At 58.7% G+C, this 19,355-nt stretch carries 18 protein-coding genes; 6 read left to right on the forward strand and 12 right to left on the reverse strand.

Annotated features, from left to right (window positions below):
* Nucleotides 1-2 precede the first annotated feature (2 nt).
* Nucleotides 3-2,069, reverse strand: a complete 2,067-nt coding sequence (locus tag DJ564_RS28315) for a carbon starvation CstA family protein (RefSeq protein WP_109635005.1) — start codon at nt 2,067-2,069, stop codon at nt 3-5.
* 158 nt (nt 2,070-2,227) lie between these two features.
* Here DJ564_RS28315 and DJ564_RS28320 point away from each other — a divergent pair, with 158 nt between their 5' ends.
* Nucleotides 2,228-2,596, forward strand: coding sequence for a PilZ domain-containing protein (locus tag DJ564_RS28320; protein ID WP_109635007.1), 369 nt, complete (start codon nt 2,228-2,230; stop codon nt 2,594-2,596).
* 132 nt (nt 2,597-2,728) lie between these two features.
* Here DJ564_RS28320 and radA read toward each other — a convergent pair whose 3' ends face one another.
* From radA to katB, 3 genes are read right to left on the reverse strand one after another with little or no spacing between them, the layout of a single operon-like run.
* Entirely contained in the window at nt 2,729-4,096 is a 1,368-nt protein-coding gene (gene radA, locus DJ564_RS28325; protein ID WP_109635008.1) for a DNA repair protein RadA, read from the reverse strand.
* Nucleotides 4,097-4,141: 45 nt separating this feature from the next.
* Nucleotides 4,142-4,684, reverse strand: a complete 543-nt coding sequence (locus DJ564_RS28330; protein ID WP_109635010.1) for an ankyrin repeat domain-containing protein — start codon at nt 4,682-4,684, stop codon at nt 4,142-4,144.
* A 59-nt stretch (nt 4,685-4,743) separates the two neighbouring features.
* On the reverse strand, nt 4,744-6,285 hold the full coding sequence (katB, locus tag DJ564_RS28335) for a catalase KatB (RefSeq protein WP_109635012.1): 1,542 nt from the start codon (nt 6,283-6,285) through the stop codon (nt 4,744-4,746).
* A 285-nt stretch (nt 6,286-6,570) separates the two neighbouring features.
* On the opposite strand from katB, the gene mscL reads away from it, so the two are divergent.
* A complete protein-coding gene (gene mscL, locus DJ564_RS28340; protein WP_010467482.1) occupies nt 6,571-6,984 on the forward strand; it encodes a large-conductance mechanosensitive channel protein MscL in 414 nt (137 codons plus the stop codon).
* A gap of 47 nt (nt 6,985-7,031) precedes the next feature.
* Here the strand turns inward: mscL and DJ564_RS28345 are convergent, their stop codons facing one another.
* Entirely contained in the window at nt 7,032-7,808 is a 777-nt protein-coding gene (locus tag DJ564_RS28345) for a ferredoxin--NADP reductase (protein WP_109635014.1), read from the reverse strand.
* Nucleotides 7,809-8,145: 337 nt separating this feature from the next.
* On the opposite strand from DJ564_RS28345, the gene DJ564_RS28350 reads away from it, so the two are divergent.
* Nucleotides 8,146-8,853, forward strand: a complete 708-nt coding sequence (locus DJ564_RS28350; protein ID WP_109635016.1) for a LuxR family transcriptional regulator — start codon at nt 8,146-8,148, stop codon at nt 8,851-8,853.
* A 191-nt stretch (nt 8,854-9,044) separates the two neighbouring features.
* Entirely contained in the window at nt 9,045-10,169 is a 1,125-nt protein-coding gene (locus DJ564_RS28355) for a class I SAM-dependent methyltransferase (RefSeq protein ID WP_109635017.1), read from the forward strand.
* 78 nt (nt 10,170-10,247) lie between these two features.
* Here the strand turns inward: DJ564_RS28355 and DJ564_RS28360 are convergent, their stop codons facing one another.
* The 3 genes from DJ564_RS28360 to DJ564_RS28370 are packed head-to-tail and all read right to left on the reverse strand — an operon-like array spanning nt 10,248 to nt 12,923.
* On the reverse strand, nt 10,248-10,415 hold the full coding sequence (locus tag DJ564_RS28360; RefSeq protein WP_109636226.1) for a DUF2474 domain-containing protein: 168 nt from the start codon (nt 10,413-10,415) through the stop codon (nt 10,248-10,250).
* A gap of 57 nt (nt 10,416-10,472) precedes the next feature.
* Nucleotides 10,473-11,480: a cytochrome d ubiquinol oxidase subunit II gene (cydB, locus tag DJ564_RS28365; protein ID WP_109635019.1), complete on the reverse strand. Its 1,008-nt coding sequence runs from the start codon at nt 11,478-11,480 to the stop codon at nt 10,473-10,475.
* A gap of 3 nt (nt 11,481-11,483) precedes the next feature.
* Nucleotides 11,484-12,923: a cytochrome ubiquinol oxidase subunit I gene (locus DJ564_RS28370; RefSeq protein WP_109635020.1), complete on the reverse strand. Its 1,440-nt coding sequence runs from the start codon at nt 12,921-12,923 to the stop codon at nt 11,484-11,486.
* Nucleotides 12,924-13,471: 548 nt separating this feature from the next.
* Between DJ564_RS28370 and DJ564_RS28375 the strand changes: the two genes are divergently transcribed.
* Nucleotides 13,472-14,710: an MFS transporter gene (locus DJ564_RS28375; RefSeq protein ID WP_109635022.1), complete on the forward strand. Its 1,239-nt coding sequence runs from the start codon at nt 13,472-13,474 to the stop codon at nt 14,708-14,710.
* On the opposite strand, the gene DJ564_RS28380 is transcribed toward DJ564_RS28375, so the two are convergent.
* The 3 genes from DJ564_RS28380 to DJ564_RS28390 are packed head-to-tail and all read right to left on the reverse strand — an operon-like array spanning nt 14,707 to nt 18,421.
* Complete coding sequence (locus DJ564_RS28380; RefSeq protein ID WP_109635023.1) at nt 14,707-16,908, reverse strand: xanthine dehydrogenase family protein molybdopterin-binding subunit; 2,202 nt, start codon at nt 16,906-16,908, stop codon at nt 14,707-14,709. The two genes, DJ564_RS28375 and DJ564_RS28380, sit on opposite strands and share 4 nt — an antisense overlap.
* Nucleotides 16,905-17,894, reverse strand: coding sequence for a xanthine dehydrogenase family protein subunit M (locus DJ564_RS28385; protein WP_109635025.1), 990 nt, complete (start codon nt 17,892-17,894; stop codon nt 16,905-16,907). Before DJ564_RS28385 ends, DJ564_RS28380 begins: the two co-directional genes overlap by 4 nt.
* Nucleotides 17,891-18,421 (reverse strand): (2Fe-2S)-binding protein, encoded by a 531-nt coding sequence (locus DJ564_RS28390; RefSeq protein WP_109635026.1) that lies wholly within the window; start codon nt 18,419-18,421, stop codon nt 17,891-17,893. The genes DJ564_RS28385 and DJ564_RS28390 overlap by 4 nt, the downstream gene beginning before the upstream one ends.
* Before the next feature lie 96 nt (nt 18,422-18,517).
* On the opposite strand from DJ564_RS28390, the gene DJ564_RS33005 reads away from it, so the two are divergent.
* Nucleotides 18,518-18,757 (forward strand): hypothetical protein, encoded by a 240-nt coding sequence (locus tag DJ564_RS33005; protein ID WP_371922004.1) that lies wholly within the window; start codon nt 18,518-18,520, stop codon nt 18,755-18,757.
* A gap of 6 nt (nt 18,758-18,763) precedes the next feature.
* Here the strand turns inward: DJ564_RS33005 and DJ564_RS28400 are convergent, their stop codons facing one another.
* A complete protein-coding gene (locus tag DJ564_RS28400; protein WP_109635028.1) occupies nt 18,764-19,315 on the reverse strand; it encodes a DJ-1 family glyoxalase III in 552 nt (183 codons plus the stop codon).
* Nucleotides 19,316-19,355 lie beyond the last annotated feature (40 nt).

Genomic DNA, 19,355 nt, shown 5'->3' on the forward strand with positions numbered 1-19,355 from the left:
GATTACGCATCCGGCAGCACCTGGAACGGTGCTTCTTTATCCGTACGTTCTTTGCTGCCCCAGGCGGAAATACCGACCTTGAGCGCATAGAACAGGATGCTGAAGACCACGAACAGGAACAGCGCGGTGAGCGTTGCGTTGGTATAAGCGTTGAAAATCACGTGCTGCATTTGAGTGATGTCCTTGGCCGGGGCGAGGATCTGACCGTTGGCCAGCGCATCGCTGTATTTTTTCGCCAGCGACAGGAAGCCGATCGCCGGGTTGGCGTCGAACAGCTTGATGAAGCCCGCGGTGGTGGTGCAGACCAGAAGCCAGACCGCTGGCAGCATGGTTACCCAGACATAGCGTTGGCGTTTCATTTTGATCAGCACGACGGTGCCGAGCATCAGTGCGATACCGGCCAGCATCTGGTTGGAGATACCGAACAATGGCCACAACGTGTTGATGCCGCCCAGTGGATCAATCACGCCCTGGTACAGCAACCAGCCCCACATCGCCACACAACCGGCAGTTGCGATCAGGTTGGCGGTCCAGGATTCGGTGCGTTTCAGCGCCGGCACGAAGGAGCCGAGCAAGTCCTGGAGCATGAAACGTCCGGCACGGGTGCCGGCGTCGACGGCGGTCAGGATGAACAGCGCTTCGAACAGGATCGCGAAGTGGTACCAGAACGCCATGGTGTTTTCACCCGGCAGGACACTGTGCAGGATCTGCGCAATACCGACCGCCAGGGTCGGCGCACCGCCGGCACGGGCCAGGATAGTGGTTTCACCGATGTCCTTGGCCACTGCTTGCAGCGCTTCGGGGGTAATTGCAAAGCCCCAACTGCTGACGGTTTGAGCCACGGCCACCACATCACCACCGACGACTGCCGCCGGGCTGTTCATGGCGAAGTACACGCCTGGCTCGATCACCGAAGCAGCGACCATCGCCATGATGGCCACGAAGGATTCCATCAGCATGGCGCCGTAACCGATGTAACGGGCGTTGACTTCGTTATCCAGCAGTTTTGGCGTGGTGCCGGAGGAGATCAGCGCGTGGAAACCGGAGACCGCGCCACAGGCAATGGTGATGAACAGGAACGGGAACAGACCGCCCTTCCACACAGGGCCGGTGCCGTCGACGAACTGGGTCAATGCCGGCATTTTCAGCTCGGGCATAGTGACCAGAATGCCGATCGCCAGCGCCACGATGGTGCCGATTTTCAGGAAGGTCGACAGGTAGTCACGCGGCGCCAGAATAAGCCAGACCGGCAGCGAGGCGGCCACGAAACCGTAACCAACCAACATCCACGTAATCTGCACACCAGTGAAGCTGAACGCCTTGGCCCAGACCGGATCAGCGGCAATCTGCCCGCCCAGCCAGATCGAACCGAGCAGCAGCAACACGCCGACCACGGAGATTTCACCAATGCGGCCCGGGCGGATGTAGCGCATGTAAATGCCCATGAACATCGCGATCGGGATGGTCGCCATTACCGTGAAAATCCCCCATGGGCTTTCGGCCAGGGCTTTCACGACGATCAGCGCCAGCACCGCGAGGATGATGATCATGATCAGGAAGCAGCCGAACAGCGCAATGGTCCCGGGGATACGGCCCATTTCTTCACGGACCATGTCGCCCAGGGAACGGCCGTTGCGGCGGGTGGACATGAACAGGACCATGAAGTCCTGAACCGCACCGGCCAGCACCACACCGGCAATCAGCCACAGCGTACCGGGCAGATAACCCATCTGTGCGGCCAACACCGGACCGACCAGCGGACCCGCGCCCGCGATGGCGGCGAAGTGGTGACCGAAGAGGATGTGTTTGTTGGTAGGGACGTAGTCCAGACCATCATTGTTGAGCACGGCGGGAGTGGCCCGTCGCGGGTCGAGTTGCATCACATTGTTGGCGATGAACAGACTGTAGTAGCGGTAGGCAACCAGATAAATGGCCACGGCCGCGACCACAATCCACAAGGCGTTGATCGCCTCACCTCGGCGCAATGCCACGACACCAAGGGCGCACGCCCCTACGATTGCCAGCAGCAGCCAGGGTAGATGGCGTAGCAGGCTATTATTATTTTTCATTTTATGATTCCAGCCAGAGTGGACAAGAAAGACAGCCACCCCGAGTTTAGCTCGCCTGACGGCAAAGGCCATACCCGACATAGGTCGAGAGCCATCACTTTGCTGGCAAGCTTTAACAAGGCGGGTCTATAGTCAGCGGACATTCAGAGGATTGCGCCATGAGCGAACACCCTGCCGATCGCCGCCGCTTCAAACGAATTGCGTTCGATGCCAAAACCGAATTGAGCCAGGGGGAATTCATCTGGCCGGTGAAGCTGATTGACCTGTCACTCAAGGGGCTGCTGATCGAGAAGCCCGAGCCGTGGCTGGGTAATCCAGACTGGCATTTCCTGGTCGATGTTCATCTGACCGAGGATGTCGAGATCAAGATGGATGTGATGTTGAACCACGATGACCATGGTCAACTCGGGTTTGTCTGCAAGCACATCAGCCTGGAATCGATTGAACGCTTGCGGCGGTTGATCGAGTTGAACTTGGGAGATCCCGAGGAACTGGAGCGCGAATTGGGCGCCTTGATCGAAATCTGAAGCCCAACACTAATCCATATGTGGGAGCGGGCTTGCTCGCGAAGGCGGTGTGTCGGACAACATCATTATTGAATGTCAGTCCGCCTTCGCGAGCAAGCCCGCTCCCACGAGGTTTGTGTTCTATCTGAAAGGTTATTCGAACAGGGCATCGAGGGCCTGTTCCAGGCGGGTCACGGCAATAATCTGCAACCCCGGCGGCGCTTCCTTGGGCGCATTGCCCTTGGGCACGATGGCGCGTTTGAAGCCGTGCTTGGCCGCTTCCTTCAGGCGTTCCTGGCCACTCGGCACCGGGCGTACTTCGCCCGACAGCCCAACCTCGCCAAACACCAGCAAATCATGCGGCAGCGGGCGGTTGCGCAAACTGGACATGACCGCCGCCATCAACGCCAGGTCGGAGGCCGTTTCCAGCACCTTCACCCCGCCGACCACGTTGAGGAACACGTCCTGGTCGTGAGTCGGAATCCCGCCGTGACGGTGCAGCACCGCCAGCAACATCGCCAGGCGATTCTGATCCAGCCCCAGCGTGACCCGGCGCGGGTTCGCCAGATGGCTGTCATCCACCAGCGCCTGGACTTCCACCAGCATCGGCCGCGTCCCTTCCCACGTCGCCATGACCACACTGCCCGGGACTTCTTCCTGGGCACGGGTGAGAAAAATCGCTGACGGGTTGGAGACTTCTTTCAGGCCCTTGTCGGTCATGCCGAACACGCCCAGTTCGTTGACGGCACCGAAACGGTTTTTCACCGCACGCAGCAATCGCAAGCGCCCATCGGATTCGCCTTCGAAATACAGCACCGTATCGACCATGTGCTCCAGCACGCGCGGTCCGGCCAAGGCGCCTTCTTTTGTCACGTGGCCGACGAGGAAAATCGCGGTGCCGCTCTGCTTGGCATAACGCACCAGCAACGCCGCACTTTCCCGGACCTGCGACACGCCGCCCGGTGCCGATTGCAACTGTTCGGTAAAGATCGTCTGGATCGAGTCGATCACCATGACCTTGGGTTTTTCGACCCGAGCGGTGGCAATGATGGTTTCGATGCAGGTTTCAGTCATCACCCGCAGCTGGTCCTGAGGCAAACCGAGACGGCGGGCGCGCATGGCCACTTGCTGCTGGGATTCTTCGCCGGTGACATACAGCGCGGGCATGACTTTGGCGAGGTTGCACAAGGTTTGCAGGAGAATGGTCGACTTGCCGATGCCCGGATCACCGCCGATCAGCACCACCGAACCATCCACCAGGCCACCGCCCAACACTCGATCGAGCTCGCTGGACGCGGTGGAGAAGCGCGGAATCTCTTCGACGCTGACTTCGGCCAGGGTCTTGATCTGCGCCTGTTGGCCGGTCCAGCCGGTGCGACCGCTGGGTGGCGCGGCACCGCCGCTCTCGACCATGGTTTCGGTCAACGTGTTCCAGGCCCCACACTCGCCGCACTGGCCGGCCCACTTGGGGAAGGTTGAGCCGCACTCGGTGCAGCCGTACATGCGCTTGGCCTTGGCCATCTGAACTCCCGGCAAAAACCGCGATGATAGCTCAGCTGACGCGGATCAGCGCGGCGCCGCTGTGCGGATTTCACCCTTGGCCAGACGCGCGGCGCTGTTGCCCAACGGATCTTCAGCATTAAGGTCGGCGCCCTTGGCCTTGAGCTCATCCAGCAATTCGACCCGTTTGAACAGGCCGGCGTACATCGCAGCGGTCTGGCCGGCGCCGTTACGTTGGTCGGGACTGCAATGAGCGGCCAACAGGGTTTTGGCGATCTGGATTTCGCCCTTGAAAATAGCGCCCATCAGGGCGGTGTTGCCGCGCTGGTCCTGAGCGCAGGCATCGGCCCCGGCCGCGAGCAAACGGTCCACGGCGGCTGTCTGGCCGTGATAGGCCGCTAGAATCAGCGCGGTGTAACCCTTGCTGTCGCGGGTATCGAGGGAGTAACCGGCCTCAATGAACGTATCGAGCATCGGCACATCGCCACGGCGAGCGGCGTCGAAGTAGTAATCCTGTAGTTGAACCTTCAGCGTTGCGGGATCTTCGGCCGGCCCGCCGAATACGCTGTACGACACGCACGCCAGAAACATCGATAGACAAAAACGCATGGCAAACTCCTTGGTCTGACGGGACCTCGTCAGAGGCCCCGCTTCTCAGGCAAACGCGATCAGTCGGCCAGCTTGGCCGCCAGTGCCTTGACCCGGCTCAGATCCCCCTTGGCCACCTTGGTCACGCCGCTCCCGTATTCCGGGTCGGCCTTATAAAGGAAGGACAGGATGATGTGCTTGCTCTCGTCATCGGTGGTGGCCAGTGAGCCGCCGAAGCTCTCGATCAAGTCCTTGCGTTCTTTCTTGCTGAACGAGCGGTACAGATCCCCGGCCTGCTTGAAGTTCTGCTCTCGCTGGATTTTCGCTTGCTGCGTGCTGCCCGACAGGACCGACTGGCTGTAACGCGCAGTTTGCGGCTCGTCACGCGGCAGCAAACGGCTCGGCTGATAATTCACACCGCTGCTGCTGTGGCCGATGTTCATCGCGCCATCCTGGTTACCGTTGTTCACGGCGATCTTGGGTGCATTGATCGGCAATTGCAGTGCATTCGCGCCCAGGCGATACAGTTGAGTATCGGCATAAGAGAACACCCGCCCCTGTAATAAGCGATCTTCGGAAGGCTCGATACCTGGAACAAGATTGGCCGGTGCCATGGCAACTTGTTCCGTTTCCTGGAAGACATTTGCCGGGTTACGGTTCAACACCATTTGTCCAACTTTTCGCTCAGGAACTCCGGGCCAGATTTTGGTGGCGTCCAATGGATCGAAATCAAACTTGTACAAATCTTGAGGATTTAATACCTGGACGTACAAGTCCCATTTCGGAAACTTACCCTTGTTAATATGAGACACCAAATCATTAGTCATATGACTGTAGTCTTGACCTTGAACATTGGTAACTGCTTTTGGATCGAGGTTATTAATCCCCTGCAGACTTTTCCAGTGAAACTTCACGTAGTGAACTTCACCCTTGGCATTCACCAACTTGTAAGCATGAACACCGTTACCGTCCATTTCCCGATAACTGGCCGGTGTACCGGCATTGGAATACAACTCGGTCAGGGTGCGGGTGGCCTCTGGGACATGAGAGAAGAAATCGAAGCGGCGGGCATCATCGTCCAGGTTGGTACGCGGGTCCGGCTTGAAGGCGTGGACCATGTCCGGGAATTTGATGGCATCACGAATGAAGAAGGTCGGGAAATTGTTGCCGACCAGGTCCCAGTTGCCGTCCGCCGTGTAGAACTTGGTGGCAAAGCCACGGGGATCACGCAGGGTTTCTGGCGAATGGTTGCCATGGACGACCGCCGAGAAACGCACAAACACCGGGGTGCTTTGACCGCCAGAGAACACCTTGGCTTTGGTCAGGTCACTCAGGTCGTCCGTCACCGTGAAGGTGCCGTTGGCTCCGGTGCCGCGGGCATGCACGACGCGCTCGGGAATTCGTTCGCGGTCAAAGCGTTGGAGTTTCTGGATCAGTTGCACGTCCTGAAGCAGCACCGGGCCGTTGGCACCGGCGGTTTGCGAATTCTGGTTGTCGCCGACGGCAGCACCGTTATCGCGGGTCAGGGTCGCTGCGTGGACGGAGAAGGACAGCAGGCTGGCGGTTAACACGCCAAGGGTACGCCGATGGGGAAAAGCCCCGAGGCCAATGGTCGAAGTCATATCAGGTTCCTCTGTTTTCAAGGCGCACTCCAAGTGCGCTACCCAGAGGCTAGAGGCCCTGGCCGCAGAACATAAATAGAAAGAACGCAATGCGATGATTCAGAAAATTGTGTGGCTAATCAGCTTGTTAGCGCGTAGTTCCCGCGCGATTGGTGGCACTTTGAAAACTAAATGCCTGCAAATGTGTCGATAAACACGGGCATTGTAAGAAGGCGTTTCGAGCATGAGCGGATTTGCTGATTTACACTGCGTTCACCAACCTCATCTGTAACAAGGAAATAACCTATGGGCGTGATAAGTGAGTTCAAGGCCTTCGCGGTCAAAGGTAACGTGGTCGACATGGCCGTCGGTATCATCATTGGCGCTGCATTCGGCAAGATCGTTTCATCGTTTGTCGGCGACGTGGTAATGCCGCCAATCGGCCTGTTGATCGGTGGGGTGGACTTCAGTGACCTGGCCGTTACCCTCAAGGCAGCCAACGGCGATATCCCGGCGGTGGTGCTGGCTTACGGCAAGTTCATCCAGAGCCTGATCGACTTCATCATCGTCGCTTTTGCGATCTTCATGGGCGTCAAAGCCATCAACCGTCTGAAACGCGAAGAGGCCGTCGCGCCAACCTTGCCGCCGGTTCCAACCAAGGAAGAAGAGCTGTTGAGCGAGATCCGTGACCTGCTCAAAGCCCAGAACAATCAGCCCTGAAGGCTGGTTGCATGCAGAAAAACGGCGCCTGCAGGGCGCCGTTTTTTTTACCAGAAGTTTTCCACCGCCACCTGGCCGGGTCGTCGACTGAGGCTCAGGTGCATGTCGCGCTGTTTGAGCAGCTTGCGTGTGTCATCGATCATCTGTGGATTGCCGCAGAGCATGACCCGCGAGTGCTCGGACGTAAGCTCGACGCCTGCCACCCGCTCCAGTTCGCCATTTTCGATCAGCGTGGTGATTCGCCCGTTCAGGGCGCCGGGGTGCTGTTCACGCGTGACGGTCGCAATGAACTGCAACTTGTGCGCGTATTCCGCCAGATAGTCGCGTTGCGTCAGCCCTGCGATCAGCTCCTGATAAGCCAGCTCGCGGGCCTCACGTACGCTGTAGACGAGGATGATCCGCTCAAATTTCTCCCACACCTCGAAGTCCTGCAGGATCGACAGAAACGGCGCCACGCCAGTGCCTGTGGATAACAGCCAGAGATCACGTCCATCGACGAAACGATCCAGCGTCAGGTAACCGAAAGCCTGACGGTCGACCAGCAGCGTATCGCCGACCTCCAGTCGACTCAGTTCACTGGTGAACTCACCGCCCGGCACGACAATGGAAAAGAACTCAAGGAATTCGTCATAGGGCGAAGAGACCATTGAATAGGCGCGCCACACGGTGCTGCCGTCGGCTCTCGTCACGCCCAGCCGGGCGAATTGCCCCGCCCGAAAACGAAAGCCAGGGTCTCTGGTGGCCCGCAACGTGAACAGGTTGGGGGTCAATGGCTGAACATCGGTCAGGGTCTGGCGAGTGAATTTTTCTGCACTGGCAGTCATGAGGTGCTCCATTCAACAGATGACCCAGTGTCCCGCAAATCGAGCGCTGGAAACACCGGTGATTTGTAGTGGCTTTAGATAAAAGGCCATTATTTCGCCTGCACTCTCTGCATTTTAAAATGGCTACTAACCAGTAACTACATAACTAAATTGTAATGATTGAAGGATGAACCCCATATAACTTCGCCTTTGCGGGCTAAGAACCAGTTATGTATTTTCCGGACTTTTCAAGAGCAAAAAAATTGCAGCGTAAGTGTAGGAATGGTCCTACACTCGGAGCGTGCTGGATTTCGGATCCAATGTGCACCCCCTGAGAAACCCACATGGAGTTCAACCGATGGAAATGTGGAAGGATTCACAATTAAGGCAGATATCGAACGCACGGAATGTTGAGTCTGCATACGGGATGTCACTTAATCTCGTTCAAGATCTTGGCTTTAAATTCTGTGCCTTTTCAATAACCTCACATTCGCGAGGACCGCACTTCGAGAGGGTAAATCTCAACAATTACCCAAGCGAGTGGAACGTGAAATATGCACAAAGTCATTTCAGCGATGAAGATCCGATACTGGCTCATTGCAAACGTTCAACGCTGCCAATTCTATGGGAAGAGAAGATCTACTCGAAAGCACCAGGACTGTGGCAAGCACAAAAAAAACTGGGTTTGCAGCATGGCTGGTCACAATCGTTTCACGACGACAAAGGGCTCTGCAGCATGTTGAGCCTGGCCAGAAGCGACAGCCCCATCACGCCCTATGAGCTATATGAAAACCTGGGCTATGCGATGTTTATCAGCCAACAACTGCATGGACTTGTCGCTCAAAATCTGCCTTCGCGCATACCCCATTCGTGCCCTGTTTTGTCGACACGCGAACTCGAGATATTGAAGCTGTCAGCCGACGGAAAGACGGCATACGAAATATCCAGGATCCTGTACCTCTCTGAACGCACCGTAAATTTCCACATACACAATGCGATTCAGAAACTGGGCGTCAACAACAAGATCGCGGCGGTCATCGCGGCAGCCAGGGCCTGCATGATCTGAGCAGTACGTCCGAATAAACGAAGGGGAAAAACCCGCGAGTATTCCGAAAGAAAAAAACGTACCATTTGCGGCTCCTCCAGAGTGATGACGAGTGAAACATCACGTCGTAGTCCACTCGGACGGCCCCGCCCGCTACAACGCTTCAGGCAGCGGGACACCACACCTGTTGACTACCCAGAGCCCCCAGCCTCATGCCCCTGCTCGAAACGCCCTTCGCCCAACTCGATCTGATCCGTCAGCCAGAACAGCAGAACGAACCGCTGCAAGCTTTCGATGCAGCAGACGAATACCTGCTCAATCATCTGTCCGAGCAGCAGCCGGCCGCGGACACCCGAGTGCTGGTGCTCAACGATAGCTTCGGCGCATTGGCCGCGAGCCTGGCAGGAAAAGTATTCGTGACCAGCAGCGGCGACTCGTTCCTGGCTTTTCAGGGTCTGGAAAAAAACCTGATCCGCAACGGCCAGGCCTTCGACACCGTACCCATCGTACCGGCCAACGAAAAATTTACAGGCCCGTTCGACCGTGTGTTGATCCGCGTGCCGAAAACCCTGGCCTTGCTGGAAGAGCAACTGATTCGCCTGCAAAACCACTTGGCCCCGGGCGCCCAGGTGATTGCAGCAGCCATGGTCAAGCATCTGCCTCGCGCGGCGGGTGATCTGCTGGAGCGCTACATCGGCCCGGTACAAGCCTCATTGGCAGTGAAGAAAGCCCGGCTGCTGATCGCAACACCTGAAACCAAATCCCCGGCCGTGTCCCCCTACCCTTCACGCTATCAACTCGACACACCGGCGATCGAGCTGCTGAACCACGCCAATGTGTTCTGCCGCGAAGGGCTGGACATCGGTACGCGAGCCTTTCTCCCACATTTGCCCAACAACCTCGGCACAGCGCGAGTCGCCGACCTTGGTTGTGGAAATGGCGTACTGGCAATCGCCAGCGCTCTGCAAAACCCTGAGGCCCGGTACACGCTGGTGGACGAGTCGTTCATGGCGGTGCAATCGGCCAGCGAAAACTGGCGCGCTGCGCTGGGTGACCGTGAGGTGATCGTGCGTGCGGACGACGGCCTGGCCGGGCAAGAGCCGCAATCGCTGGACGTGGTGCTGTGCAATCCGCCGTTTCACCAGCAACAGGTCGTTGGCGACTTTCTCGCCTGGCGGATGTTCCAGCAGGCGCGCGAAGCCCTGGTGGTTGGCGGTGCGCTGTACATCGTCGGCAACCGTCACCTGGGTTACCACAGCAAGCTCGCACGGCTGTTCCGCGGTGTTGAACAAGTAGCGGCTACGCCGAAATTCGTCATTCTCAAAGCCCGCAAGTAATCGCAGGTAAAAAAACCCTCCGTGACAGGAGGGTTTGAATCCGTGCCGCAAGGCAACGGGATGGGAATGTCGAGTGTCTCAGTGCGTGGACAGACCTGCGGCGTTCATGAACATGCGCATCAGGCTGGCCACGATAAACAAGGCCCCCACGCTACCGACCCAGATCAAGGCCAACCAACCGAGCCGCTGCCAAAGCGGTTTTTTCTCTGCTTCCTTGATTTCCTCAAGGGAATGTTTGCCAGCCATCATCGTGACCTCCTCTGAAACGGCGCAGGAATCGGCCCTGCGCCGTTGTCGTGTGCGCTAGTGATAACCGTCTTCGTGGGTCACCTTGCCGCGGAACACGTAGTAGCTCCAGAAGGTATAACCCAGGATGAACGGGATGATAAACAGCGTACCGACCAGCATGAAGCCCTGGCTTTGCGGCGGTGCAGCGGCGTCCCAGATCGAGATCGACGGCGGCACGATGTTGGGCCACAGGCTGATGCCCAGACCGCTGTAGCCAAGGAAGATCAGCACAAGGGTCAGCAGGAACGGCGTGTAATTCGCATTGCGGGCCACCGCGCGAATCAGACCGTACATGGTCACCAACACCAGAATCGGCACCGGCAGGAACCAGAAAAGATTCGGCAGCGTGAACCAGCGAGCGGCGATTTCAGCGTGAGTCAGCGGGGTCCAGATACTGACGATACCGATCACCGCCAACACCACGAATGCCAATGGCCGTGCCAGATCGTGCATCTGCTCCTGCAACTTGCCTTCGGTCTTCATAATCAGCCAGGTGCAACCCAGCAGCGCATAAGCCACCACCAACGCGAGGCCGCAGAACAGGGTGAACGGTGTCAGCCAGTCCAGTGAACCACCGGCAAACTGGCGATTGACCACCGGCAGCCCATCGATGAATGCGCCCAGCGCCACCCCCTGAAAGAAGGTTGCAGCAATCGATCCACCGATAAACGCCTTGTCCCACAGGTGACGCTTGTCGTCCTTGGCCTTGAAGCGGAACTCGAAGGCCACGCCACGGAAAATCAGCCCGATCAGCATGAAAATCAGCGGCAGGTACAGCGCCGAGAGCACCACCGAATAGGCCAGCGGGAACGCGCCGAACAACGCCGCGCCGCCCAGTACCAGCCAGGTTTCGTTGCCGTCCCAGACGGGAGCGACGGTGTTCATCATCACGTCACGGTCGGTCTTGCCCGGGATGAACGGGAAGAGAATCCCGATCCCCAGGTCGAAGCCATCCATGACCACGTACATCATGATGCCGAAGATGATGATCACGGCCCAGATCAGCGGAAGATCAATACCCATGACTCAAATCTCCTTGGTCAGGCTGGGGCTGCTATCAGCGTCGGCGTCATCGTCGGCGGCGGACAGCGGACGAGCCGGCGTGCGTTTCTTGCCTGGACCACCTTCGGGCGTTTCCTTGCCTTCGTCGATCTTCGGCCCTTTGCGCACCAGGCGCATCATGTAGCCCAGACCGGCACCGAACAGCGCGAAATACACCACCACGAACAGGATCAGCGTGATGCTCATCTGCAAGAAGCTGTGATTGGAGGACGCATCTGCCGTGCGCATCAGGCCGTAGACCACCCACGGCTGACGGCCGATTTCAGTGGTGAACCAACCGGCGAGGATCGCGATCAGGCCGGATGGCCCCATCCACAACGCCAGATAGAGGAACGGTCGCGAGGTGTACAGCTTGTCGCTCTTGCGCAGCCACAGGCTCCACAGTCCGGTGAAGATCATCAGCATGCCCAGCCCCACCATGATCCGGAACGACCAGAACACGATAGTCGAATTCGGCCGGTCTTCAGGCGGGAAGTCCTTGAGCGCCGGCACTTGCTTGTCCAGGGAGTGCGTGAGGATCAGGCTGCCAAGGTACGGAATTTCCACCGCGAATTTGGTCCGTTCTTCTTTCATGTCCGGCCAACCGAACAGGATCAGCGGGGTTGGCTCATCGCCATGATTTTCCCAGTGACCTTCGATCGCGGCGATTTTTGCCGGCTGGTGCTTGAGTGTGTTGAGCCCGTGGAAGTCACCGATGACGGCCTGGATCGGCGCCACGATCAAGGCCATCCACATCGCCATCGAGAGCATGGTGCGGATCGCCGGATTGTCCTTGCCGCGCAGCAAATGCCAGGCCGCCGAGGAGCCGACGAAGAAAGCGGTGGCGACGAACGCGGCCGTGGCCATGTGCATCAGGCGGTAGGGGAATGACGGGTTGAAGATCACGGCGAACCAGTCGGTGGGAATGACCTGGCCATTGATGATTTCGAAACCTTGCGGGGTCTGCATCCAGCTGTTTGAAGCAAGAATCCAGAAGGTCGAGATCAGCGTGCCGATGGCGACCATAACCGTGGCGAAGAAGTGCAGGTTGCGCCCGACCTTGTTCCAGCCGAACAGCATGACGCCAAGGAAACCGGCCTCAAGGAAGAACGCTGTCAGTACCTCGTACGTCAGCAACGGCCCTGTCACGGAACCGGCGAAATCCGAGAAGCGGCTCCAGTTGGTGCCGAACTGATAGGCCATGACCAACCCGGACACCACGCCCATGCCGAAGTTGACGGCAAAGATCTTCGACCAGAAATGGTAAAGATCGCGGTAAGTGTCGTTGTTCGTCTTCAGCCACAGACCTTCGAGCACCGCCAGGTAACTCGCCAGGCCAATGGTGATGGCCGGGAACAGGATGTGGAATGAGATGGTGAACGCGAACTGAATTCGGGCGAGATCAAGCGCCTCCAAACCGAACATAAGTCTTCCTCTGTCAGGTAATACCGGCTGAAGGCTTGCGGCCTGCACCCACTGCCCCCACGGATATGGAGTGTGGCGAATTAGCATTCGTTCTTTTTTTACAAACATCACAACGTAGGGAGTCTGGCCATCTGGCCGCCGGATCATTTCCACAAGGGTCTTGATCTGGATCAAGCAATGGTTGAAAGAGTAGTCCGATTTTTGACGATGGACGGTGTGGTCTTTTGACGCGTGACAGGTTGCCTCATAGCTCTGCTCATGAACTGAAACACATTACCCGTGGGAGCGAACATCCTGTGGCGAGGGGGCTTGCCCCCGTTGGGCCGCGCAGCGGCCGCAAGATCGGCTGATGCGGTCTACCAGTTGCCATGAGATGCCAGAAAATGGGGCCGCTTCGCAGCCCAACGGGGGCAAGCCCCCTCGCCACAATAGGTCCGAGGCAATTTTATGAGATCGGTGTCTAGCTAACTAAATTTGCCCATCCTGCAACTTCTGGTTACAGGTTGGTGATAATCTCGACCCTCCCCTCGCTCAAGAACTGCCTTCAGATGCCCAGCCACGCGCCCTTGCTGCTACGTCATCACCGCCCTTTTATCGCGTTCTGGCTGGCTCGGGTGTTTACCGCCAGTGGTTTTCAGATGCTCACCGTGGCTATCGGCTGGAATCTGTATCAACTGACCGGCAATGTGCTGGACCTGGGCTTGGTGGGGCTGGTGGAATTTGCCCCGCGGGTGCTGTTCATGCTGCATACCGGACATGTCGCGGACCGCTATGACCGGCGCAAGGTTGCGGCGATCTGTCAGTCCCTGCAGGCGTTGATCGCTCTTTCACTGGCCATTGGCAGCGCGACCGACCATGTCACCCGGGAAATGATCTTCATCCTCGCGTTCCTGCTGGGTGCTGCGCGCTCTTTCGAGATGCCGACCACCCAAGCCTTGCTACCGAGCATCGTGCCCAGCGCGCTGTTTCCCCGCGCAGTCGCCGCCGCGCAGTCGGCCCAGCAATCGGCCACCATCGTCGCCCCGGCCCTGGGCGGTTTGCTCTATGCCTTCGGTAGTGTCTGGGTGTATGGCCCGACGGTGATCCTCTACATCATTGCCTGCCTGTTGATGCTCAATCTGCCCGCCCGACAAACGCCGCTGAACAAGGGCAAAGCGACCCTGGACTCGTTGCTCGCGGGCATCCGCTTCATTCGCAGCCGCCCGGACATTCTCGGGGCGATCTCCCTGGATCTGTTCGCGGTATTGCTCGGCGGTGCGACAGCGTTGCTGCCGGTGTTCGCCAAGGACATCCTGTTGACCGGCCCATGGGGCTTGGGCCTGTTGCGTTCCGCCCCGGCAGTCGGTGCGCTGTTGATGTCCCTGTACCTGGCGCGATTTGCCGTGGAGCGCAAAGTCGGGCGGGTGATGTTCACCGCCGTCGGTGTGTTCGGCGTCGCGACCATCGCGTTTGGCCTCTCGACTTCGTTCTGGTTTTCCCTGGCCGTGCTGGTGGTGTTGGGCGCGGCGGACATGATCAGCATGGTGATCCGCGCCTCCTTCGTGCAATTGGAAACCCCGGACGAAATGCGCGGCAGGGTCAGCGCCGTCAACGGTCTGTTTATCGGCGCGTCGAACCAGTTGGGCGAGTTTGAATCCGGCCTCACCGCCCATTGGTTCGGCACCGTGCCGGCGGTGGTCATGGGCGGTATTGGCACATTGGTGGTGACCGGGGCGTGGATCAAACTGTTCCCGACCCTGGCCAACCGCGACCGCATGCATGTACCGTTGGAAGAAGCCAAGGTCTAAAGCAGCTTGTCGAGGGTGATGGGAAAGTCCCGCACCCGCTTGCCGGTGGCGTGGTAGATGGCATTGGCCACGGCCGCCGCGACCCCGACAATGCCGATTTCGCCAACACCCTTTGAGCCGAGAGCGTTGACGATCTCGTCGTGTTCTTCGACAAAAAGCACGTCTATTTCGCCGATATCGGCATTGACCGGGATGTGGTACTCGGCCAGGCTGTGGTTCATGTGACGCCCCAGCGCATGGTCGGTTTGCGTCTCCTCATGCAATGCCATCCCAATACCCCACACCACGCCCCCGAGAATCTGGCTGCGAGCCATTTTCGGATTAACCACTCGACCCGCCGCAATCGCGCTGACGACACGGTTAACCTTCACCGTGCCCAGCGCCTCATCGACCAGCACTTCGACGAACACGGCTGAATGGGTAGCGGTGGCGTAGGCTTCGCGCTTCTTCTCCGGTTCGGCGTCGACCTGGGCCTCGATCGTTTCTTCGCCACAGTTCCGAACCAGGTCGGCCAGTTTTAGTCGTGCATCATCAAACGAAAGATGTCCGTCTTCAAAAACAGCTTGTTCCGCGGTCACGCCTGCGAACGCAGGCGAAGTCTGCCGCGCCACGGCGAGCAATTTTTCCTTTAACGCCTCACAGGCCTGCTGAACGGCAGTGCCGACTGATGACACGGTGAATGATCCGCCCTGCAACGGCGCAGTCGGCAATGAAGAATCACCGAGGACAAAAGTGACATGATCTACAGAAACGCCTGATGCCTGCGCAGCGATTTGCGTCATGACCGTGTAAGTCCCGGTACCGATGTCGGTGGTGGCGCTGCTGACGGTCAACTGGCCATTGTGATCGAGCGAAGCCTTGGCACTGGCCTTCTGTTGCATCGCCTCCCACACTCCACCGGCCATGCCCCAGCCCACCAACTGCCGCCCCTGGCGCATGCTGCGCGGTTCGGGATCGCGCCTATCCCAGCCAAAACGCCTGGCCCCCTGGGCATAACATTCGCGCAACTCTTTACTGGAGTACGGCTTGTCTTCGTTCTGATTGCGCTCGGCGTAGTTGATCAAACGCAACTGCACCGGATCGATTGCCAACGCACAGGCCAGTTCGTCCATCGCGCATTCAAGGCCAATCAGCCCCAACGCCGCGCCCGGCGCTCGCATGTCGAGCGGCGTGAACACATCCAGCGGCACCAGTTTGTAGGCCAATTGCACGTTGTCGCAGTGATAGAGCATGCCGCTCCACTCCACCACATGCTCGGTGAAATCCTCAAAACGCGAAGTCTGGCCAATGGCGGTGTGGGCGACGGCAAGCAGACGGCCATTGGCAGCGGCGCCTAATTGCAAACGCTGCAGGGTGCGGGGGCGATAGCCGAAGGTGAACATCTGCTGCCGAGTCAACGTCACCCGCACCGAGCGCTTGAGTTGCAGCGCCGCCATGACTGCCAAAGGCAGTTGATACTGCGGACGCAAGCCCGAACCGAATGCACCGCCGACATACGCGGCGAAGATTCTGACCTGCTCTTTCTCAAGCCCGAACACCTTTTGCACATACGACTGACAGTTCTGCGGGCCTTGGGTCTTGTCATGGACGTGCAAGCTGCCGTCGGCCTGATAGAGCACCGTGCTGGCGTGCGGCTCCATAGGATTGTGATGCTCGATCGGGGTACTGTAGTTCAGGTCCAGGCTCATGGCTGCGCCGGCGAACTCAGCCTGAAAGTTCCCACGCGACTTGGGCAATTCTGCGGGTGCCGGATGGGCTTCGCCTTGCAGCGATAACAGATCGGTCTGATGGTCGTCGGTTTCGTATTCAATCCTGATCAATGAACCGGCATGGCGCGCCAGCTCAAGGTTGTCCGCGACAACCAGTGCCAGCGGTTGCCCGCTGTACAGGACCTGATCGTTATACAAAGGCCGGAACGGTGAACCGTCGGCCGAGTCGGCGTCGTCATAGTCTTTGTCGTAGCTGGCGATCTTCGGGCGGTTGCTGTGATCGATCACTGCTACGACCCCGGGCAACGCCAAGGCCTTCGATGCATCAATACGAATCACCCGTCCGCAAGCGATGGTGCTGGAAACAACACTGCCGTGAAGCAGGCCGTCCTCGGGAAACTCGCCGGCGTAGCGCGCCTGTCCCGTCACTTTGAGCTGGCCGTCGACCCGGTCAAGCGGCTGCCCCATGGGTTGAGTGTAAGTGTTCATCGGGCTTGCCCTCCCTGCGCGGCATCGCTCAGTGCGCGCACGATTGCCCGGCGCGCCAGTTTCACTTTGAACGCGTTGTGTTCGAGCGGCTCGGCGTTTTGCAGCAAAGCATCGGCGGCGGCGGCGAAGGTTTCGCGGCTGACCTCTTTGCCAACCAGCCAGTCTTCCACGGCCCTGTCACGCCAGGGTTTATGCGCCACGCCGCCAAGGGCCAATCGCGCCTTGCGAATGATCGGTCCGGACAAATCGAGCGCTGCGGCGACCGAAACCAATGCAAAGGCATATGACGCGCGATCACGAATTTTCAGGTAATGGCTGTGTTCGGCAAAACCGGTGGCGGGTAATTCGATAGCGGTGATCAGTTCATCGTCGGCGAGTTGGTTGTCACGTTCGGGAGCATCGCCCGGCAGACGGTGGAAATCAGCGAACTCGATGGTTCGCGCGCCGCTGGGGCCTTGCACGTGAACCACGGCCTCCAGTGCGGCCAAGGCCACACACATGTCTGAGGGGTGGGTAGCGACGCACGATTCACTGGCGCCGAAGATCGCATGAATCCGGTTCAGCCCGTCCCGCGCCGGACAACCGCTACCGGGTTCCCGCTTGTTGCATGGCACGCCAGCGTCATAGAAGTAATAGCAGCGCGTGCGTTGCAGCAGGTTGCCGCCGGTGCTGGCCATATTGCGCAGTTGTGGTGACGCGCCGGCCAGAATCGCCTGGGACAACAGCGGGTAGCGCTGTTCGATCAACGGGTGCCACGCCAGTTCGGCATTGCTGACCAGTGCACCGATCATCAGCGTCCCTTGGGCCGTTTCAGTGACATCGCGCAAGGGCAGCCCGGTAATGTCGATCAAGTGTTCTGGACGGGTGACATTTTCCTTCATCAAATCCAGCAGGTTCGTACCGCCGGCGATGAAATGCGATGCCGGGCCGGCCAGATGCACGGCAGCCTGTACCGAATCGGGTTTGCTGTAGTGGAAAGGATTCATTGATCTTCCCCCTGCTCAGGTTGGCGGCAGGCGGGAAGCACCTCTTTGATGGCGTCGCGAATATTATTGTAGGCACCGCAACGGCAGAGGTTGCCGCTCATCAGTTCTTGAATGTCTGCCGTGGTTTGCGCCCGCCCTTCATTGACCAGGCCGACCGCCGAGCAGATCTGCCCCGGTGTGCAATAGCCACACTGAAAGGCATCGTGTTTGATGAAGGCTTGCTGCATGGGGTGCAATTCGTCGCCAGTCGCCAACCCCTCAATGGTGATCAGCTCTGCACCGTTGCACATCACCGCCAGCGTCAGGCAAGCGTTCACCCGTTTGCCGTTGAGCAACACCGTGCAGGCGCCGCACTGTCCGTGATCGCAGCCTTTTTTTGTGCCGATCAGGTCCAACTGCTCACGCAGCAGATCCAGCAACGTGGTCCACGGCAAGACGTCGAGCTGTCGCTCCTGACCGTTGAGCGTCAGGCGTAACGGATGACGGACGAAGGACGGCTGCGCTGCCTCGGGAGTGGTCGCACTCATAAACACCTCACGGTTGGTCGTACGTTCGCGGCGTTTTGGCAAACCGCCGTCATAAGGGGTACGACTTCGGGGTGGGATGAGCGTTCAAGGGAATTGATGGGCGTGGAAAAGGGTAAACAAAGGTCAATGCACACTCGCACAGAACAGGCAAAACGTCTGTCTCGCATGCTTCAGTTCATGGACCGCGCAGCGCTGCCGGATTTGGCAGCGCGTCTGGAGCGAGGAGCCGGGATTGGCAAGGCGCGGATGTGGTTAGGTGTTCAGACCGATTACGATCTCTGGCAAGCGGAGCACCGTGAGCAACCGTTTATCCAACCCATCGCCATTCACGCCTGACGTTTTTCAAACAACCAACTCCGCCGCCACGGCAGCTCGCGTGGCTTTACCGCAGAGTTGCTCCACCAGCGTCAGGGCAAACTGCAGGGCCGCACCCGATCCCTGCGCGGTGATGCAGTTGCCGTCGACCACCACGGGCTGGTCAATGAAATTACAACCCGACAGTTGATGGCTGGCCGATGGCAGGCAGGTCATGCGCCGCTGTCGCAAGACGCCGAAGGCTTGCAAGGCCAGCGCGGGGGATTCACCGATGCCGGCGAACAGACGCCCGGCGGCGGCCTGGTCCTTGATCAACTGTTGCAGGGGCTGATGCGCGGCGAGGTGCTGTGAACCCACCTCTCCTCCAGGCAATACGAGAAGGTCGAACGGCTGAGCCAGCAAATCCACCAGCATCGCATCGGCGGTCAGGCGGGTACCGCGAGAACAAGTGATCATGCGTCGCCCCTCAATGCTTGCCACCACCACTTCAACCTTGGCGCGGCGCAGTACATCGATCAGGGTGACGGTTTGCAGGTCGTCGATGCCCTCGGCGAGGGTAATCAAAGCTCTAAAGGTCATGGGCGCGGTCCACAGAATGATCTTTAAAGCGTAGTCAGCT

Source organism: Pseudomonas sp. 31-12, from assembly GCF_003151075.1.
Taxonomy (GTDB): domain Bacteria; phylum Pseudomonadota; class Gammaproteobacteria; order Pseudomonadales; family Pseudomonadaceae; genus Aquipseudomonas.